General features: G+C 45.4%; 21 protein-coding genes. 5 read left to right on the forward strand and 16 right to left on the reverse strand.

Annotated elements, in window-relative coordinates:
• Window positions 1-19 precede the first annotated feature (19 nt).
• The gene (locus LIZ87_RS16280; protein ID WP_227148441.1) at window positions 20-790 is read right to left on the reverse strand and encodes a DUF134 domain-containing protein; all 771 of its coding nucleotides are present in this window, start codon (window positions 788-790) and stop codon (window positions 20-22) included.
• A 135-nt stretch (window positions 791-925) separates the two neighbouring features.
• On the opposite strand from LIZ87_RS16280, the gene LIZ87_RS16285 reads away from it, so the two are divergent.
• Window positions 926-1,585: a Crp/Fnr family transcriptional regulator gene (locus tag LIZ87_RS16285; RefSeq protein ID WP_227148443.1), complete on the forward strand. Its 660-nt coding sequence runs from the start codon at window positions 926-928 to the stop codon at window positions 1,583-1,585.
• 105 nt (window positions 1,586-1,690) lie between these two features.
• Here LIZ87_RS16285 and LIZ87_RS16290 read toward each other — a convergent pair whose 3' ends face one another.
• The 7 genes from LIZ87_RS16290 to LIZ87_RS16320 form a co-directional block, all read right to left on the reverse strand.
• Window positions 1,691-3,382: an FAD-dependent oxidoreductase gene (locus LIZ87_RS16290; RefSeq protein WP_227148445.1), complete on the reverse strand. Its 1,692-nt coding sequence runs from the start codon at window positions 3,380-3,382 to the stop codon at window positions 1,691-1,693.
• 1 nt (window position 3,383) lies between these two features.
• Window positions 3,384-3,704 carry a rhodanese-like domain-containing protein gene (locus tag LIZ87_RS16295; RefSeq protein WP_227148447.1) on the reverse strand — a complete coding sequence of 107 codons (321 nt, stop codon included), beginning with the start codon at window positions 3,702-3,704 and terminating at the stop codon, window positions 3,384-3,386.
• A 12-nt stretch (window positions 3,705-3,716) separates the two neighbouring features.
• Complete coding sequence (trxA, locus tag LIZ87_RS16300; RefSeq protein ID WP_227148449.1) at window positions 3,717-4,022, reverse strand: thioredoxin; 306 nt, start codon at window positions 4,020-4,022, stop codon at window positions 3,717-3,719.
• A gap of 71 nt (window positions 4,023-4,093) precedes the next feature.
• Window positions 4,094-4,483 carry a rhodanese-like domain-containing protein gene (locus LIZ87_RS16305; protein ID WP_227148451.1) on the reverse strand — a complete coding sequence of 130 codons (390 nt, stop codon included), beginning with the start codon at window positions 4,481-4,483 and terminating at the stop codon, window positions 4,094-4,096.
• Window positions 4,484-4,543: 60 nt separating this feature from the next.
• Window positions 4,544-5,290 (reverse strand): SDR family NAD(P)-dependent oxidoreductase, encoded by a 747-nt coding sequence (locus tag LIZ87_RS16310; RefSeq protein WP_227148453.1) that lies wholly within the window; start codon window positions 5,288-5,290, stop codon window positions 4,544-4,546.
• Between the two features lie 164 nt (window positions 5,291-5,454).
• Entirely contained in the window at window positions 5,455-5,970 is a 516-nt protein-coding gene (locus LIZ87_RS16315; RefSeq protein ID WP_227148455.1) for a hypothetical protein, read from the reverse strand.
• A gap of 32 nt (window positions 5,971-6,002) precedes the next feature.
• Complete coding sequence (locus LIZ87_RS16320; protein ID WP_227148457.1) at window positions 6,003-6,476, reverse strand: hypothetical protein; 474 nt, start codon at window positions 6,474-6,476, stop codon at window positions 6,003-6,005.
• 164 nt (window positions 6,477-6,640) lie between these two features.
• On the opposite strand from LIZ87_RS16320, the gene LIZ87_RS16325 reads away from it, so the two are divergent.
• The 4 genes from LIZ87_RS16325 (at window position 6,641) to LIZ87_RS16340 (ending at window position 10,126) form a co-directional block, all read left to right on the forward strand.
• Window positions 6,641-6,967 (forward strand): helix-turn-helix domain-containing protein, encoded by a 327-nt coding sequence (locus LIZ87_RS16325; protein ID WP_008982557.1) that lies wholly within the window; start codon window positions 6,641-6,643, stop codon window positions 6,965-6,967.
• A gap of 409 nt (window positions 6,968-7,376) precedes the next feature.
• Window positions 7,377-7,595 carry a helix-turn-helix domain-containing protein gene (locus LIZ87_RS16330; protein ID WP_227148459.1) on the forward strand — a complete coding sequence of 73 codons (219 nt, stop codon included), beginning with the start codon at window positions 7,377-7,379 and terminating at the stop codon, window positions 7,593-7,595.
• 89 nt (window positions 7,596-7,684) lie between these two features.
• Window positions 7,685-9,775 carry a type I restriction-modification system subunit M gene (locus LIZ87_RS16335; protein ID WP_227148461.1) on the forward strand — a complete coding sequence of 697 codons (2,091 nt, stop codon included), beginning with the start codon at window positions 7,685-7,687 and terminating at the stop codon, window positions 9,773-9,775.
• Window positions 9,776-9,787: 12 nt separating this feature from the next.
• Window positions 9,788-10,126 carry a hypothetical protein gene (locus tag LIZ87_RS16340; protein WP_227148463.1) on the forward strand — a complete coding sequence of 113 codons (339 nt, stop codon included), beginning with the start codon at window positions 9,788-9,790 and terminating at the stop codon, window positions 10,124-10,126.
• A 111-nt stretch (window positions 10,127-10,237) separates the two neighbouring features.
• Here the strand turns inward: LIZ87_RS16340 and LIZ87_RS16345 are convergent, their stop codons facing one another.
• The 8 genes from LIZ87_RS16345 to LIZ87_RS16380 all read right to left on the reverse strand — a co-directional run bounded on the left by LIZ87_RS16345 (window position 10,238) and on the right by LIZ87_RS16380 (window position 17,325).
• Window positions 10,238-11,515, reverse strand: coding sequence for a site-specific integrase (locus LIZ87_RS16345; RefSeq protein ID WP_002566647.1), 1,278 nt, complete (start codon window positions 11,513-11,515; stop codon window positions 10,238-10,240).
• A 79-nt stretch (window positions 11,516-11,594) separates the two neighbouring features.
• Complete coding sequence (locus tag LIZ87_RS16350) at window positions 11,595-11,798, reverse strand: excisionase (RefSeq protein WP_002566648.1); 204 nt, start codon at window positions 11,796-11,798, stop codon at window positions 11,595-11,597.
• A 429-nt stretch (window positions 11,799-12,227) separates the two neighbouring features.
• The gene (locus LIZ87_RS16355; protein ID WP_002566649.1) at window positions 12,228-12,467 is read right to left on the reverse strand and encodes a helix-turn-helix domain-containing protein; all 240 of its coding nucleotides are present in this window, start codon (window positions 12,465-12,467) and stop codon (window positions 12,228-12,230) included.
• Window positions 12,464-12,907 (reverse strand): RNA polymerase sigma factor, encoded by a 444-nt coding sequence (locus LIZ87_RS16360; RefSeq protein WP_227148466.1) that lies wholly within the window; start codon window positions 12,905-12,907, stop codon window positions 12,464-12,466. Before LIZ87_RS16360 ends, LIZ87_RS16355 begins: the two co-directional genes overlap by 4 nt.
• 588 nt (window positions 12,908-13,495) lie before the next feature.
• Entirely contained in the window at window positions 13,496-14,533 is a 1,038-nt protein-coding gene (locus LIZ87_RS16365; RefSeq protein WP_002573989.1) for a glycosyl hydrolase, read from the reverse strand.
• Window positions 14,511-15,803, reverse strand: coding sequence for a glycosyltransferase family 2 protein (locus LIZ87_RS16370; protein WP_002566653.1), 1,293 nt, complete (start codon window positions 15,801-15,803; stop codon window positions 14,511-14,513). Before LIZ87_RS16370 ends, LIZ87_RS16365 begins: the two co-directional genes overlap by 23 nt.
• 21 nt (window positions 15,804-15,824) lie before the next feature.
• Complete coding sequence (locus LIZ87_RS16375) at window positions 15,825-17,012, reverse strand: nucleotide sugar dehydrogenase (RefSeq protein WP_002566654.1); 1,188 nt, start codon at window positions 17,010-17,012, stop codon at window positions 15,825-15,827.
• Window positions 17,013-17,040: 28 nt separating this feature from the next.
• Window positions 17,041-17,325, reverse strand: coding sequence for a hypothetical protein (locus LIZ87_RS16380; protein WP_018595755.1), 285 nt, complete (start codon window positions 17,323-17,325; stop codon window positions 17,041-17,043).
• Window positions 17,326-17,360: the final 35 nt, after the last annotated feature.

Here is a 17,360-nt window from a genome sequence, read left to right on the forward strand (position 1 = left end):
CCGTGACTTTATCACCTATTCAGCCGCAGGAGTGATGATCGCAGCCGTGGGAACCGCAAGAGTGACCTTCCCCATGGTGGTCGTGATGATCACACCGGACATTGGGGTTGAAGTCCAGCTCACCTGCTACCAGTGCTTCTGCTGCTACATCAGCGCTGCCGGAAACACCACCGTAAAGTCGGATACCCGCATCGCTGAGTGCTATCTGTGCACCGCCGCCAATACCGCCACAGATCAGGGCATCCACCTTCAGGGCGCTCAGAACTCCTGCCAGCGCACCATGGCCGCTGGTGCCCGCATCCACAATCTCAGACGAAATGATATTTCCATTTTCCACATCATAGATTTTGAACTGTTCGGTGTGACCGAAGTGCTGAAAGATTTCTCCGTTTTCGTAAGTGACTGCTATTCTCATAATATGATCTCCTTTCGGTTTTTCGTGCATCGGATGGATTTTTTTCTGATAGCAATTTCTGCACCCGTAGGCTGCGCTGTTTCCGCTGCAGAGCGCAAAATCCCCTCCCTCGATTCGCAGAGGAAGTCCTTCAACCAGCGCATCCGCAAGTTTTTTACGGGCAGCTACATAAATCTGCTGAACCGTTGTTCTGGCAATACGCATATATTCTCCGCATTGCTCCTGAGAAAAACCTTCACGGTCAATCAGGCGAATGGCTTCATACTCATCCACATTCAGGACAATGGGAGTCAGTTCCTCGCCGCCACGAACCGGAACAAAACCATCATTATCCGGCAGACAACATACTTTTCTACATTTTCTCGGTCTTGGCATAGATTCACCTCCATATTATTTGCGGCATATGCCATTTATACAATCATTGTACATCTCCCTTTCCCATATGTCAACGGAATTATTGACATATGCCATAAATTATTTTATACTATGTGTATTCAAGGAGGTGTACCCATGGATTTTTCATCCTATTTTCCAATTTGGAACAAACTGACACCGACCCAGCAGCAGATTTTGGAGCGAAATGCAGTTTTACGAAAAGTGGACAAAGGGACTGTGATTCACAACGGAACTGTGGAGTGTACCGGTCTTCTGCTGGTAAGAAGCGGACAGCTTCGTGCCTATATTCTTTCTGATGAAGGACGGGAGATTAGCCTCTATCGTTTGTTTGATCGGGATATTTGCCTGTTTTCCGCCTCCTGTATGATGAACAGCATTCAGTTTGAGATCACCATTGAGGCGCAGAAGGATACCACGATGTGGGTTATTTCTGCTGACACTTATGGACGCTTAATGAAAGAGTCTGCTGTGGTAGCTAATTTTACCAACGAAATTATGGCTACCCGTTTTTCTGAGGTTATGTGGCTCATGGAGCAGATCATGTGGAAAAGCTTTGATAAAAGGCTGGCAGGATTTCTGCTGGAGGAATGCAGCTTAGAGGGAACAAACATCCTCAAGATTACCCATGAAACCATTGCGGGCCACATGGGTACCGCCCGTGAGGTAGTTACTCGAATGCTTCGCTATTTCCAGAACGAGGGTATGGTCAAGCTGACTCGTGGAACAGTGGAGGTTACAGACGAAGCTGCATTGGAGGAACTGCAAAATGCCTAAGCAACAGCTAATCCTGCTGATTATCGCCTTGGCTGTGCTTGGAATTATCATTTACTAAAGGATAACCCCTTCTCATTTCCTGTGGAATCTGAGAAGGGGTTATTGTTATTTGTCCATACCGCAGGCGGTGGCGGATTCAATAAGGCAGCGATCATTGGTCACAGCATCATAGAGCCGGAAGCCGCCGGAGAAGTTATAGCAGTCAAATCCGTTTCCGGCCAGGATACGACAGGCAATGTAGCTGCGCAGGCCGCTCTGGCAGATGACGTAGACAGGCGTACGCTTGTCCAGCTCATCCAACCGCTCCCGCAGCTCGTCCACTGGGATATTTAAGAAACCGTCAATGTGTCCGTGGGTGAATTCTTCTGCAGTGCGGGTGTCCAACAGAGTTACACTTCGGTCACGAGGAAGATTATATGCTTCTTCCAGATGCCACTGTTTCAGAACACCTTTTGCGATATTCTCAATCATAAAGCCAGCCATATTTACCGGGTCTTTCGCAGAGGAGTAAGGCGGTGCGTAGGCCAGATCCAGATCCTTCAGTTCTGTGGCTTTCATTCCTGCCCGGATAGCGGTAGCCAGCACATCAATCCGCTTGTCCACCCCTTTATAGCCCACGATCTGAGCACCCAGAAGGCGGTAGGTTTCTTTCTCAAATACCACTTTCATGGTCATGACCTTCCCGTCGGGGTAGTAACCTGCATGGCTCATGGGCGACAGGATAACCGTATCAACATCCAGTCCTGCTTTTCTGGCGTTGGTCTCATTCACGCCGGTAGTGGCGGCAGTCATGTCAAAGACCTTGATGACAGAGCTTCCCTGGGAGCCGGTATAATGGCTGTCTCCACCACAGATGTTGTCCGCAGCGATTCGTCCCTGTTTGTTAGCAGGGCCCGCCAAAGAAATCAGAGCATCCTGCCCTGTGACAAAGTGCTTCACCTGCACCGCATCACCCACAGCATAGATGTCTGAAATGGAGGTTTCCATCTGGTCATTGACCACAATACTTCCCTTAATGCCCAGTTCTAACCCGGCATCTTTTGCAAGGGTGGTTTCGGGAGAAACACCAATGGCCAGGATTACCATATCCGCATGGAGAGGCTGTTCGTCTTTCAGCAGCACATCCACGCCGCCGCCCATTTCCGCAAACCCTTCCACGGTATGACCCAGTGCCAGCTTAACACCGTGCTTGCGCATTTCATTGTGTATAAAAGCAGCCATATCGGAATCAAAGGGATTCATAAGCTGTTTTGGACGCTGGACAATGGTGACCTCCATTCCCAGTTCACGCAGGTTTTCTGCCAGCTCCAACCCAATGAAGCCACCACCTGCCAGTACGGCAGACTTAGGATGGTTTATATTGATGTAATCCTTGATGCGGAAGGTGTCCTCCACGGTGCGCAGGGTGAACAGTTTATCAAGACCTAAGCCGGGAAGCCTGGGTTGGGTAGGCTTGGCACCGGGAGAAAGAATCAGCTTGTCATAGCTTTCCTCGAATTCCTCTCCGGTTTGCAGATTCTTGACGGAAACGGTCTTTTTGTCAGGATGGATAGCCGTGACCTCATGGTGTACCTTCATGTTCACACGGAACCGGGAGAAGAAGCTCTCCGGTGTCTGGAGGGTCAGGTCCGACCGATCGGTAATCACATCACCGATATAGTAAGGCAGACCACAGTTGGCATAGGAGATATACCCCGAGCGCTCAAAAACTACGATTTCTGCCTGCTCATTTAGTCTGCGAATACGGGCGGCAGCAGTAGCACCGCCTGCCACACCGCCTACAATGATAACTTTCATATTACCGTTCCACCTTTCCTGCATAAGCGGAAATTCCGCCTATGTTTTCCACATTGGTATAACCCATCTGCTTCAAAATAGCAGCTGCCTGACGGCTTCTTGCACCGCTGAGACAATGAACAAAAATGGGGGTAGCTTTATTGTCAATCACGCCAGCCACTTTGTTAATGGACTGCAAAGGAATATTTTTACTGCCGGGGATATGCCCCTGCCGGTATTCGTCAGGGGTACGAACATCCAGCAGGACTGCGCCATCCGTAGTGCTATATTCTTTGACACCCTGATTGATGTCAGGGCCTTTCAGGAAATCGAAGAATCCCATCTTTGCACCTCCTTACAGCATGGCGAGAATCTGGGCCTTAGGTCTGGCACCGGTGACTTGATTGGCAATCTTTCCGTTCTTCATAACCACCAGAGTGGGAATGCTCATCACACCGAACTGCATAGCCAGTTCCTGTTCCTCATCCACATTAATTTTAACAACCTTGATATCGGAGCGCTCCTTGGCAATCTCCTCTACCAGAGGAACTACCATGCGGCAAGGACCACACCAGGGAGCCCAGAAATCCATCAGGACGGGCTTGTCCGAGTTCAAAACCTCTTGATTGAAATTGTTTTTATTTACATTGATAGCAGACATATTTAAGTCCTCCTGTTTTCTTTTTTATGGCTTTATTATATCCAGTAGTCGTTGCTTTTTCCGTGATTTTGTCACTTATCGTCGGCGACGGTTTCACCGGGCCAACTATTAATCCCGCCGATTTCAACGATATTGGTGTAGCCCAGTTTTACCAGCTTTTCAGAGGCCTGCTTACTCCGATTACCGCTGCGGCAGTATACCAGAATCAACTGATCTTTATCCGGCAGCTCCGGAATGTCCTCTGTGCCGATGGATTCGTTGGCAATATTAATCGCACCTGGAATATGCCTTTCACTATATTCTTGAGCAGTCCGGACATCAAGGATGGTGTATCCGGTTTCCTCCTCCATCATTGTAACAGCTTCCTCCATGGTAATCTGTCGATAGGTTTTTTCAGCGGATTGTGTTGCACATCCGGACAAAAGCAGTAATGCCATTAAAATAGGAATGATTCTTTTCATGTGCATACCTCCACATTTTGAAGATAGGGCAGCCGTTTCCAGCTGCCCTGTTTCCGATTTTTATGTTCTTGCCATGCCGTCTACGCTGAGTACAACACCTGTGATATAGGACGCTTCATCAGATGCCAGGAATACAAATGCATTGGCAATATCCTCTGGCTGACCCAGGCGGCGCAGGGGAATCTGATTGATGAGCGGATCAATTACCTCCTTGGGAACAGCCTTCATCATATCAGTCAAGGTAATTCCGGGAGCGACTGCATTCACTCGAATACCCTTCGGACCCAATTCCCGGGCAAGGGAAACCGTCAGGCCATTGACAGCAAATTTGGATGCTGGATATGCAAAGCCACTGGGCTGGCCGTAAATGCTAACCATTGAGGAGGTGGAGAGAATAACACCGTGACCTTTTGCAATCATGCACTCACTGGCGGCTCTTGTAGCATTGAACACGCCTTTTACATTCAGATCCATAACCTTGTCAAAGGTTTCCTCCGTATACTCGGTAAAGGGAGTGCTTTCGGATACACCGGCATTGTTCACCAGAATATCAATGCAACCGTATTTTGAGGCAGCTTCTCGGAAAGCATTGCGGACAGATTCCAAATTGGACAGGTTAGGACTGATTCCCGCAACTGTTGCATCCGGGTATTTTTCTTTTAGCTGCGCAACCGCTTTATCAGCAGAACCTTGCGAGCTTGCGGTCAGGATTACCGTAGCACCTTCCTTCAAAAATTTGTCTGCGGTAGCGTAACCAATGCCACGGCTGCCTCCGGTGATAATTGCAACTTTATCTTTCAGTCTCATAAGAGTACCTCCTTGTGTTTTTGTACTCGTATTATAACCTGTCTCGGTGGTACTCTCCGTGATAAAATCACATTTTTCCAAGAAGGAATGATAGAAAAATCATTCCCGTGCATAAATAAAAAAGTCATAGTCATGCTCCGATTTGAAGTGTAGATTGTGGTTTTTTATTTTACAGGTTCTGCACTTTCAGCCATCTTGATGATTTCGGAATCATCAAGTTTGCTTGGAGTGTATTCCAGAACATAAGTGACTTCCGGAGAATAAGTCCAACAGAGAAATGCCGTGTCATCTTTCTTGTAAAGAGCGCCCGGCCAGTCCTGAATCATCATTTCCTCACAACTGTCCATATTGTCAACAGGGAAAAGCACACCCAGGGCTTCCGTATGTAATCCGGTGATTTCTTCCGGATCTCCTTCGTAAAATGTGGTTTTAAGGATACGGTAGTAGATGTTGTTATCCTTGTCATTTTGGTCTCCATAGGTCAGTGTGGCTACGAGTTCTGTTTTGGGGACTTTCCCTACATCTTCTCCAAGAACTTCTTCTGCGCTCTTTTCAAAACGGTCAGCAAATTCATCGAAGTCCATTTCCTGTTTCTGATGTGATGCCACCGCAATTATAATTCCAACTGCCACAACAATAATGACGGCAAGTAGAATGGCTATTCGTTTCTTTTTATTCATGTTCTTCCTTTCCGAGAAAAATAATACGAAAGTCAACGAGGTACATCTGGCAGATTCATGATCTTTGCATCTGCCTTTTTTGCATATTGCATGGTCCGATAAGCTCCGCCAGAATTGCGTTTTACGCAGAAAATAACTAAATCCGACCGGTCAACCATGGACCGGTTTCTGACTTGATGGGCGGACTTGAAGTGCTTTTCTGCGGATTCGAGACAGATTTCAATTTCATCATAATACTCATGAAATGCCTGTTCATTGTCCCGATATTTTGCCGTCATATATGGCAGTACAAGAACGAGAGAACTGTTGTCATCACGGATGGTTCGCTTGCATCTGCGAACCGTTGATGAAACAAGCTGATCAAATTCTCCGTCTCGCCCAACAAGGAATTCGACATATTCTTTGGTAAGAAGCAGCTCACGGATGATTGATTCCAACTGTCGCTCAATCAAAAACGGATCATCAACTTGTCTGTGTCCAAAGAAACTGACAGCGAATAAATTCATAAAAATCTCTCCTTTGGAGATGATTGGTATTGATATCACCAACCAAACCCAGATATTGATAATTATATCACCAATACAAGAAAGGATAAAGAGAAAATTCGTTTTCTCGCTACCAACATCGCCTTCTGATTCATATTACAATAGTTGAGGAAGGAGGGACAGGAATGGCCAACACGCAGTATGATGAATTTATTCGTATCAGGATTACAGAATTAAGAATAGCAAAGAATATTTCCGAACACAAAATGAGCTTGGATTTGGATAAGAGTGGCTCATACATTCGTGGAATAACCAGCGGAGCAGCCTTGCCGTCTCTCAGGGAACTGTTCAATATCATCTCGTATTTTGATATGACACCGGCAGAATTTTTCGCCCCGCTGGACGATGCGAATACCCCGTATCGTGAATTGTGCGAGAAGCTGAGAACCATGAATGAGGAAGAACTCGAAAAGGTCAGCACCTTTATTGGTTGGATTGAGAAGAAAGAATAATCAAATGGAATTAAGATTTTAACCTGGATGCCAAATGGCAGTCCAGGTTTTTTCTTTCTCAGGAAAACGTTCAGAATGAACGAGCAGCCGGTATCGTAGATACCGATCAAAGGGGATTGGGGATGCTGCCCCAACAAGCAAATTTGCGAAGATTGCACCGAAGGGAAAATCGAGAAAATGAGTGAACCTGTACAGGTTTACACTGCTTGCCAATTTGTGAACCCTCCATAGGCGGCCTCTTGAAACGTATTCACATGAGAAAAACTCATATCTGCATATTATCTTTAGTTTTATAAATATATTTTCCAGTTTACTTGAACTAAGATTGTGAAATCTGGAGGTCTATGATATGATAGAGGAAAAATGTATAGCTCCAGAATTGCTAAGTGAAAGATATTGAGGTGAGTGTATGGCGGTATGCTACAAAAAACTGTGGAAGCTACTGATTGACAAGAACCTAAACAAATCAGACTTAAGAGCCAGAACGGGAATCAGTACCACTACAATTGCTAAAATGGGCAAGGATGAAAATGTCAGCATGGATGTAATTTCAAAAATCTGTGCCACTCTCAGCTGCGATGTCGGTGACATCATGGAGTATGTACCCGATAAAGCTGAGAACTCTTGAGTTTGTGCATTGGGAGTCCAAACTATGGAGAAGACTATGTACTATAATGGAGAATAGAGAAACAGTAACCTTTAACGGAGGAAGATAAAATGCCAGAGAAACAAATGATAGATGCGATGTGGGATGATAGCCCCGTTGATGTATCGACCGAAGTAAATTTTATCTGGTCCATTGCCAACAAGCTGCGTGGAACCTATCAAAGTGACAAATACAAAGATGTGATTATTCCAATGGTGATTATTCGTCGCTTTGAGTGCGCCCTTGCACCAACAAAGCAGAAAGTTGTAGAGAAATTCAAGGGCAACCCGGCATATCCCGCCAAAGCTATGTACCGGATTTCTGGTTATCAGTTTTACAATACAAGTGAGTTCGACTTGGCTGAGTTGGTCAACGATACTGACCATCTGGCTGCAAATTTCAAATCCTACATTCAGGGCTTCTCTGCGAACATTCAGGATATTGTCAAGAGTCTGGACTTTGATAAACAGATCGATAAGATGGACAAGAACAACCGTCTGCTTTCTGTGGTCAAAGCATTTTCCGAGTTGGATTTAAATCCGGTGACCATCGACAATGTGAAGATGGGCTATATCTTTGAAGATTTGATTCGGAGATTTTCTGAAAATGCAGAAGCTGGCGATCACTACACTGGTCGTGACATCATCAAACTGATGGTCAATATTCTGTTAGCTGAGGGTTGTGACGATATTTTCGATGATGGAAAAGTCATCACCGTGCTGGATCAGGCCTGTGGAACCGGCGGTATGCTCTCCACCAGCTACAACTTCATCAAACGCTATAATCCTACAGCCGATGTGCGTCTGTTTGGTCAGGAAATCAATCCGGAATCTTACGCAATTTGTCTTGCCGAGATGATGATTAAAGGACAGAATGCGGAAAATATCTGCTATCAGGACACCATGAAAGCTGACCGTTTCAAGGGAATCAAGATGCGGTTTGTCATCGAAAATCCACCGTTCGGAACTCCGTGGGGCGGCAAGGATGCAGCAGAAGGCGTGGAGCAGGCTGTGAACGCTGAATATCAGAAAGGCTTTGGTGGGCGCTGGGGGGCTGGACTTCCTGGCTCCGGTGATATGCAGATGCTTTTCGTTCAGTCAGCCATTGACAAAATGGATGACAAGCTCGGTCGTGCGGCGATTATCGAAAACGGAAGTCCGCTTTTTACTGGCGGTACAGCATCCGGTGAAAGTCAGATTCGCCGCTGGCTGCTGGAGAATGATTTGATTGAATCCATCATCGGTCTGCCTACTGATCTGTTTTACAACACTGGCATTGCAACCTACATTTGGGTGCTGTCAAAAAACAAGCGACCGGAACGTAAAGGAAAGATTCAGCTGATTGACGCATCCTCTTTCTCTCACAAGCTGCGCAAAGCGCTGGGGAATAAGAAGAATGAAATTTCTGCGGAAGATCGTTCCGCTATTACGAAGCTGTATGCGGATTTCAAAGAAAATGAGTACAGCAAGATTTACGACAATACCGAATTTATCTACCGTGAGTATGCTGTGATGCAGCCACTCCAGAGAAGCTACACTATTACAGAGGAACGAATTGAAGCGATGCTGTCCAAGGGATGCTTGTCCTCTCTTTACGCTGAAACTAAGGTCGCTGAGTTGGAAAGTGCGGAAGAACTGACCGGAAAGGAATTGAAAAAGCTGGAATCCTACCAGAACAATAAGCCGGTTTACGATGCAATTCTGTCTACGCTGAGCAGCGCTGTTTCTGATGTGGTCTATTATTCGCTAAAGGCTTTTATGCCAGTTCTGACTGAAGTGCTGGCTGATGCCACTGTCGATAAAAAGTTGATTGAGAAAATTGCGGATGGTCTTTCCGTGATGGACAAGAAAGCGGAAATCCAGAGAGACAAAAAGGGCAATATTCTGTACGATAAAGAAACCAAGGATATCGAGATCGTCAAGTACGAGGAAGATATTGAAGCCTACATGGCTCGTGAAGTGCTTCCTCACGTGCCGGACGCCAAATGGTTCTTTGAAGAAAATGCGGGAGCAAAGAAACCGGTTATCAAGACAGGTGCAGAGATTCCATTCACCCGCTATTTCTATAAGTATCAGCAGCCTACACCAAGTGAAGAACTGGAAGCCAAGTTCCTGGAGCTTGAGCGTTCGGTTTCGGAACGAGTGTCTAAGCTGTTTCGCTAAGGTGGTGACTATATGCGTGAAATGAGAAAAAGTAGATTTGAATGGTTGGATTCTGTTCCGGTATATTGGTCAGAGTGCCCTTTTCGTCATATTGTGAATACAAGAGATGGAGGAATATGGGGAGTAGAACCAGTCGAAGGCGAAAGTGGGACTATATGTCTTAGAATTGCAGATTTTGATTATGGAAAAAGAAGATTCAAGGATATACCGATAGAAGAACTAACGAAAAGAAGCTACACGGATGTCCAGATTGCGAGACTAAAATTAGAACCTGGTGATATTTTTAAGAAATCATTTAATAGATTTCCAATTATCTCGTTAGATGTTCTTATATGCCGGTATAGCCCTTAACTTCGGGCTTTTCCGGCATTTTTCCTATCGGAAGAACCTCACAAACATTCTTATTACCCCTCATGTTTTCGTTCTCAAACGTAGTACAAACAGTAGTACATTCTGCGTATCTTATGCGGCCTTGGATTCCTGGGCGCTCTCTGACGCAGGCTGCGCGTTGACTGCGGCGGCGGTCTGTGACTTGGCTTGCAGCCGTTCCATTTCCTCCTGTGCGGAATGGAACGTGGCGTGGGCGTAATAGTTCAGCGTCATAACGATATTGGAATGCCCCATAATGTACTGCAATGCCTTGGGGTTCATGCCCGCATTTGCCATTCTGGTACAGAATGTATGCCGCATGGTGTGTGGCGTCATGACCTCCGGCAGCGGTTCCGCATGGAACTTGTTGAACTTCTTGGCAAGGCCCTGAAACATGGAATCATAGTTGACAGCCGCTTTCGGCAGTCCGTCCCGATTTAAGAACAGGAATCCCTTATACCCGTCCACCACAACGCCTTTGCCGTCCTTTCGCCTGTGCAACACACGCTGAAATGCTTTGTAGGCCGCTGCGCTCATAGGCACCTGGCGATAACCGCTGTCTGTCTTTGGCGCTTCGATGTAGTAGCCGTCCTCGGTGCTTCTCAAAAGCTGGTGGTCTACATTCACAAACCGCTTGTCAAAATTCAGGTCGGCAGGCGTCAGGCCGCAGAGTTCGGAAACGCGAAGTCCGGTTTCCAGCAGAATCAATACCTCGTCATAATACTTGGCATAAACGGGGTCACTCTGCATGAAGCCCAAAAGCTCCTTTTCCTGTGCAGGGGTAAGCGGCACCTTTGGTACGGTATCGTCGTTGATAACCTCATTGATCTGGAAGTCAAAGGGATTCTTGCGGAGGCAATCGTCCTGTACGGCCATGTGAAAAATGGCTTTCAGGGAACGCTTGCCGTTGCAGATGGTATGATAGGCCACGCCCTTTTCCTGCATACGCAAGGCCCATTCTTTGGCGTCAGACAGCTTCACGCTGTCGATGCTGGCCCCTCCGATTTTATCCTCGGACAGAAGTTTCATTAACTGCTGGCGGCTCTTATGGGTTCCCCGTTTCACATTGCCCCGCTGCCGGATATACTTTTCATATAGCTGGCACACGGTCATTTTCTTACCGATGGTGTCAATCCCATCGTCAAGGTCTTTTTGTATCTGCTTGATTTTCTCACGCAGAGAAATATCCGGGCGTTTTCCGGCAGGGATTTTGTCCGTAGGGACTAACTTCCATGAGTACACAAACTTCGGTTCTCCAAAGGTATCCGTATATTTGTAGGCGTATCTTCCGTCTGTTCGCTGGCTCTCTCCAGATTTCAAAAGGCGGCCTTTGCTGTCCCGCCTTTTTTCATCTCGTTCTTTTTTTGACATTTCGTCATGCTCCTTTCCATGACGGAAAGAGCCTTGACACGCTTTAAGAGTATTATAGCATAGTCAAGGCTCTTTTTCACTAGATTGTGTCAAGAGAATCAATGATTTTTTCAAATTTTTGCCGTTTGATCTGGATGCGGTTGCCGTTCAAAATCACCCAGCCAGCGGATGGGTTTTCCTCGGCAAGCCGACGCAGTTTGTTTTCTCCAATGCGAAAATATTTCGACGCTTCCTCAATGGTAAGCGTATACTTTTCCCAAATAGGCACATCGTTATTACTCATAATATGGCCTCCTTCTGTTCAAAGCAAAGGTTCCTTGTAAATGTGGGCAAAACACGGACGGCTGGCGGCCCAGCTCCACGGGCTTTTCACCCCCGTGTGGTTCTCACACGGCCCTACCCATTGCCTGTGACGCTTTTAACGCTCGGACTGTGGCTGTAAGGGAGTATCATTGTCCTGCCTGCACGTCATCGCCCATAAGCAGCTACGCTTATTTTGCGGCTGGGTGGTTGTCGCTCCGCTGTTTTCGTAGAAACCAGCATCATGGCGCACCCGCCGTCCGGCTCGGTGTAGACAGAATGTGTCCGTATGCCCTATGACGCGCCGCCATTGTCCTGCGGGCGTATTTGTCAAGGTACATACATCAGCCACCGAGCCGGCGGAAATGCGGAAAGAGAGTAATAAGACATTTCCGTTACCGTGGCCGGGTCGTTACTTCAAGGCAACGATGATGGAATGAATGAGCTTGATTTCCAAACGGTGCTTCATATACTCGTCCACGCACACATAGGGGATGCCGTTGCTGTCATACAAGGTGCGGATGCAGAGCTTGTTTATGTAGTCCTCATAGTACCGCAGCACTTGCTCCATAGCCATTGCATCCCCAGCGTGGGCAGCTTCCATCACCGAAAGGGGAAGAAGCTCTCTGCCGTTGAATGTAGGTTCCTTCATCCGCGTTTACCTCCCTCTGGCATGAACGCCATCAATTTCATACGCAACTGTTTCAGGGTCCTTGTCCTGTGACGCTGTACGGCGCTGCGGGACATTCCCATGAGGCTGCCGATTTCTCCGTCTGCCAAATCCAGAACACAGTGCAAAATCAAAATGCTTTGTTCCTGTTCCGGCAGGCTGGCGAACGCCTCGGCTACAAGCTCGTTGTCGATCAGCAGGTCATACCCATACGACGAAAAAACGTAGCTGTCGCTGGGGTAATCATCCACGACTGAGCGCTTGTCCATTTCCTCTTGTGTCAGAGCATCCAGCGACTTTTCACGTTCGCGGCGATGCGCCATCTCCGACCAGTAGCTTTTAGCCTCATTGCGGAGTACCGCTTTGCAGAAAGCATCATAGCGGTGCCGCAGGATAAAATCATTGCGGGGGATCGTTTCCATCTTTTCACCCCCTTTCTGTGGGGGATTTCGGTGGTTTTCTCCCTTTCCGCCAAAGTTACTGTTGAAAGGCCTCCAGCTACCCGCCAAACACCACTTTTTTAAAAAAATTTTGAAAAAGTGTTTGACCGATAGAGCGGGCCGAAGGAAATAACAAAATTCGCCCGGAAGGGCATAAACCCTCCGGGCGAACAAAAAAATAGTATGATATTTTATTGCATACGCAAATTCATGGTTCCGGCCACATTTCCCACGGGCCGGGGGATGTTTTTTTTAACGGTGTTACTCCCATTTCCGTTGGTCGATATCCCGTTCTACACATGACGGCTCCCTCCTGAAACCGCCAATGGGATCAGCGTTAGGGGGAATTGCTCCCATCCAATACCTTACGAACCGCGGTGTGGTTGCTCGGGGCGATCCGGCTGATGTAATGACGGCCTGATTGCGCAACGTTCCTTTGGTTTGATGTTCCATCTTTCACTTTCTCCATTTTTTTAGAAAATAACTTCGATACAAAATCCAAGGACAACAAACAGTAAAATGCTGATAATCGTTCCAACTCTCGTCATGATCTGATACTTTGTAAACTTCTTATTTCGCACAAATGTAATCCCTCGCATTCTCAATAAATGTATCTAATATCAATTCGCAATCTGTAAACTTGTATTGTCTTGCACTTTCTAGATCTTGATTTAAGAAAATAAAACCGATGCATTTATCGTAGGTTCCAAGATAATCAAAAACAGATTGTATGTATTCATTGCGAACTTCATCACTGGTGCTATGCTCCGCGATCTCTCCAAAAATAATTGGCTTATTATATGCTTCCAAATAGTCTCTTTGACCTTCATTTTCATAGAACTGCTGAAAACTCTCACGGGAATCCAATGTGTTATTCAATGTCAATCCGACATAATCAACATACTCATCACCTGGATAATATTTCGTTGTGTATTCGTCTGCCCTGTTGGGAGACCATACCCACTTAACATTGGGAGCATATTCCCTACCCAAGTTCACAATGTGAACCCAAGCGTTTACATATGCGTGAGCATCATCTGTTTGCCAACTGTACCAACCAGATTTGTAAGAGGGCCTCATTTCCATTTCATGCGCTAATCGAACAAAAAGTTCTGTATTGGCTCTGTTATCCGAAGAGAGTTTCTTAAAATATTCAATAATTAAATCATCATAATACCCGTCAGAAACCAATTTTAAGTCCCAGTCGGTAGGCTGCAAAGTGATAAACGCTATATATTTATTGTCGTCTAAACATAAAGAAATCTTGTAATCACTTGTCTGATCAAAACGATCAAACCAAGCTAAAGTATTGATGCTGTCAGCTAAAACATCAGTCTCTTCGGGGCCTTGAACATAAACGCCCAAATATCTTTGTCCCTCTGTAATAGGATAATATTCAGACTCGACAACTGAGGATTCTGTTACAATAGATTCCGTAGTTGGTTCTTCCAGTGTAGCTTGACTATTACTCGGAGCCTCAATAGACGCAATGCTGTCAGAGCCATCGGCCTTCTCGGTATCGACAGGCTGTTCGTTGCAACCAACCCATAATATAAATATAGCAGCCGCGAATATACAAATGCAATTAAGGAACTTCCACTTTATCATTGTCCTCCTCCAATTTCCGGGTGCCCCATTCCATATCGTCAGAGCAGAGCATAAGGCCTAGCAATCGGATAGGAACCATGACAACAGTTAAAACAAGGATGAATACTGGAAGCAGTAATGTATAATACCACTTCACACTTCTCATAACCTTAATATTTCGTGAACCAAAACTAATGATACAACCAAGAAGAATAAAGAGAATGATCTGCCACCATGGAGCGGTATATGCCAATGTTGGAATCGCGCAGCCAAGTATATTTAACACCTTGCAAATTATAGTATTGGCATAAACGCTAACCAGCATCATCGGACTAATCATATCTGACCAGTAAATAAAGCACATCAGCTTGGCGTTTTTTAACATCCAAGGAGTCATTCTCAGATTGTTATACTGTGAACCTTCCGACCATCTTAACTGCTGCCTGATAAATTTTTTCCATTCGGTGGGCGCATCTGTATAAATTACTGAGGTGTCTTGCATAACTGTTTTGTACCCCTTTCGGAGCGTCAGGTTTGTGAGGCTTCTGTCATCGGATACTTCTTTGTGAAATCCCATGAATGTCTCATTCATAAAGTCATACATCACATCTATCAAAATCTGAGTACGGAAAGCAATTGTCCTGCCGGGAAGGCAGCCCACTTTGCCTGTAACGCTCATTGCTTTCATCGTTCCTTCAGCTCTGATCTCTTCAAGCAAATTTGCAAACATGGTTACGAGTTTGCGGTCAGGATCAAGTATTTTCTGTCTGGTTGTAACACCGCCAATTTTTTGATCACAAGCAAAAGGCTTCAGCAACTCGGACAAAGTATCCTCTGTCCATACCGTATCACTATCCACAAGCACTGTTATATCGGAATTCGGATTAATGTGCTCCATTGCCACACGGATCCCATTTCTCTTACCGGCAACAGGTGTATAATAATGCTGAACAGGAGTAAAGCAAATTGGTAAATTCCTGTTGAAATCTACACACAGGTTTTCAAGCCCCTCGTTTTTTGGCCCATTAATGACAACTATAATCTCAGACGGATTCTGGCGTGCTATTTTCATCAGAACACTATAAAATAGATCTAATGGTTCGTCAACGACTGGGAGCAGCACCGATGTAAAATAATTTATTTCTTTATCTTCATAATCATATGGCTTATATCGAATAGCATGGAAAAATACTATTCCCCATCGAATGAAAATGAATGCGAAGAAAAACATAAAGAGGTGAAGGTTATGAGTTTTGATATAATCCTCGACCATCAAGAAAAATGTGTACATTACAATCACCGCCTCGCCGGGTCAATCTCTTCCAAAGATGTCTCTTGTATAAACCTTATACATAACTTCCGAGAGTTCACTGGAAACTCTATTAGCAACAATAACATCACATGAACGCTTAAACTCCGCAAAAGAATGTACAACCTTATAACCCATAAACTCTGCGGCATCGCCTAATAAGGGTTCATATATTACAATTTCTTGTTTTTCTTTGGAAAGCCCCTCCATAACACCCCAAACAGCACTTGAACGGAAATTGTCAGAATTAGACTTTGCCGTTAAGCGGTAAATACCAACTGTGCCAGGATGTTTATTCAGAATTCCCTTTATGACATGGCCTTTTTTGGTGTGGTTTGCCTGACACACAGCGGTAATCAAATTTTCAGGAATATCATGAAAACTTGATTTCAACTGCTTTGTATCTTTCGGGAGGCAATATCCGCCATAGCCAAAAGATGGATTGTTATAATGCTTACCAATTCGAGGATCATGACAAATTGCATCTATGATGTTCTTTGTACTTAACCCATTCATTTCTGCAAAGGTATCCAATTCGTTAAAGAACGCAACACGCATGGCTAAATAAGTATTAGCGAAAAGTTTAGCGGCTTCTGCTTCATCAAGCCCTATAATCAAGACGGGAATATCTTCTTTATTTGCGCACTCTTGCAAGATGGTTGAAAAAACCTGTGCATGGATAACCATAGCAGGGTCTGCAATATCTGTACCAACAACAATTCTGGAAGGGTACAAATTGTCGTATAGGGCTTTCGTTTCTCTTAAAAATTCAGGGGAAAATAGAATGTGGCTGGTGTTATATTTTTTTCGCACACTCCTTGTATACCCAACAGGAACCGTACTTTTGATGATCATAATGCAATGATCATTATTTGCCATACAAATTTCTATGGTGGAATCAACCGCATGAGTATCAAAGCTATTGGTTTCATCCTCATAATTAGTAGGTGTTGTAATAATTACATACTCGGCGTCTTTATATGCTATTGCCGTATCTACAGTGGCTGTCAAATTTAGTTTTCTTTCGGCAAAAAACTTTTCGAGATATACGTCCTGAACGGGAGAAATACGGGAATTAACTTTCGCAACCTTTTCTTCATCAATATCAAGCACTATTACTTCATGCTTTTGGCCTAACAGAGTGGCAAGAGATAACCCCACATAACCTGCGCCTACAACAGTAATTTGCATAGCATTCTAACCACCTTTCTATTCAAATTCATTCTCGGCTCGGATGACGTTGCAAACCGCTGCAGTGTTCCGATAGATGCTTCATCAACGTTTCTTTCGCGGCGGATGCATCCGCTTGCTGGGAAAGACCCGTCAGATAAGCCAAGGCGTCATTCCACGTTTTTAGCGAAAAGGCTTCCGAAGGAACATGTAAAAGCTCCCTGGACAGATGGAATTGCTCCCATGGGCTGAGATACCGCAAATCCGACAGATACCCACATCCGGCCTTCTGGGCCAAGCACTCCAACAATTCTACCGACCATCTTTCTTCCACTTTATTCACCTCCTGCCATTTCAAAGGGAATATCC

This window comes from Lacrimispora sp. 210928-DFI.3.58 (assembly GCF_020554865.1).
In the GTDB taxonomy this organism is placed as follows: Bacteria; Bacillota; Clostridia; order Lachnospirales; family Lachnospiraceae; genus Enterocloster.